The organism is Candidatus Magnetobacterium casense (assembly GCF_019173545.1).
Taxonomy (GTDB): Bacteria; Nitrospirota; Thermodesulfovibrionia; order Thermodesulfovibrionales; family Magnetobacteriaceae; genus Magnetobacterium; species Magnetobacterium cryptolimnobacter.
In genome coordinates this window covers 1-1,584 of the sequence record NZ_JABXWD010000607.1, presented here as the reverse complement: position 1 = coordinate 1,584, position 1,584 = coordinate 1, and the positions used below count along the sequence as shown (strand labels likewise).

Below are 1,584 nucleotides of genomic sequence, written 5' to 3'. Positions count from 1 at the left end.
CCTCCGGTATAACCGCTCTGATGGCGTTATCCTGCGCATAACCAACCCACGCAAACCTGTACCCGGCACTCTGGACAATAACACGGCATGTCTCCTTAAGCAGCATCCGCTCATCTTTGGAGTTAAGCAAGACCTTCTGACATTCTCTCACGGCCTTTAGCGCACCCCTGGTACGGCAGAGTACACGTTCTTGCTCCATAGACCTGGCAACCTGCCCCTTGCTGGACTCTATTTCCTTTCTGAGTTGCTCTATGAGTCTCTCACTGTCATCCATACCTGTCACATTAATGTTACCATATTAACCCAATGCTGTATTGTAACTTATTACCTGTCCAAAAGAAAAGAGAGCAATTTGTCAAGGTTTTTTTATTTTAAGGGCCACCAGGGCAATCGCATTTGACCGTAAGAAAAAAAAGGGGCGGTTTGTGGCAGGGGTGCCCCACCCCCTCCGCTTCTTTGTCGCTCCAGGAGGGGGCAGCGCCCCCCGGCTCAATGCGCTCCTGGCCCCCTTCAGATCAATTGTATAGCTGGACTATTACAAAATTTCATATGCGATTGCCCTGTAATGGCCACGGGTACTGATAAAATAAATACAGATTTATGGTATACTATTAGTTTAAATTCTATTAAGAGGTAAATGAAGATGAAAGTCAGCGGTTCACAAATAATCATTGAATCACTTAAGAAGGAGGGCGTCAAGCATATATTTGGTTACCCCGGCGGGGTTGTCTTAAATATATTTGACTACCTGTATGACGATAAGGACATTCAACTGATACTAACCAGACACGAACAAGGCGCCACGCACATGGCAGATGGTTACTCGAGATCAAGCGGCAAGGTAGGAGTTGCCCTTGTGACATCGGGACCCGGAGCCACAAACACCGTCACCGGTCTGGCCACGGCGGCCATGGACTCCATCCCCATCGTGGTATTAACAGGGCAGGTGCCGACCATGCTCATTGGCAACGATGCCTTCCAGGAGGCAGACATTGTGGGCATTACACGTCCATGCACCAAGTACAACTACCTTGTCAAGGACGTCAACGACCTGGCATACATCATCAAGGAGGCCTTTTATATTGCCTCATCGGGCAGACCGGGGCCGGTGCTGATAGACCTGCCCAAGGACATAACGGCTGCCCAGTGCGCCTTTCACTGGCCGGATAAGGTCAACATCAGAAGCTACAACCCCACCCTTGACGGCAACAAGTGGATGATAGAAAAGGCCGCCCAGGTCATCTCAAAGTCCAAGAAGCCTGTGATTCTCTGTGGCGGAGGGGTCATCCTCTCCAATGCCTCCGAGCAACTGCGGGAACTGGCCGAGTTTACGCAGATACCCGTCTCTTCAACACTGATGGGCATCGGCGGGTTTCCCTCCAGCCATCACCTGTCACTGGGGATGCCGGGAATGCACGGTACCTACTATGCCAACATGGCCATACAGGAGTCTGACCTGCTCATCGCCGTTGGTATGAGGTTTGACGACAGGGTCACGGGCAAACTCGATGCCTTTGCTCCACACGCAAGCATCATACACATAGACATAGACCCTACAACCATACGGAAAAATGTCGAAGTAGA

At 50.7% G+C, this 1,584-nt stretch carries 1 protein-coding gene and 1 pseudogene; one reads left to right on the top strand and one right to left on the bottom strand.

All coding sequences use genetic code 11. From position 1 onward, the window contains the following. Positions 1-274, bottom strand: a pseudogene (locus HWQ67_RS18035) (hypothetical protein); the annotation flags it as partial. 369 nt (positions 275-643) lie between these two features. On the opposite strand from HWQ67_RS18035, the gene HWQ67_RS18030 reads away from it, so the two are divergent. Further along, positions 644-1,584 (top strand): thiamine pyrophosphate-binding protein (locus HWQ67_RS18030; protein ID WP_255317344.1); only part of this gene is annotated, 941 nt, incomplete at its 3' end.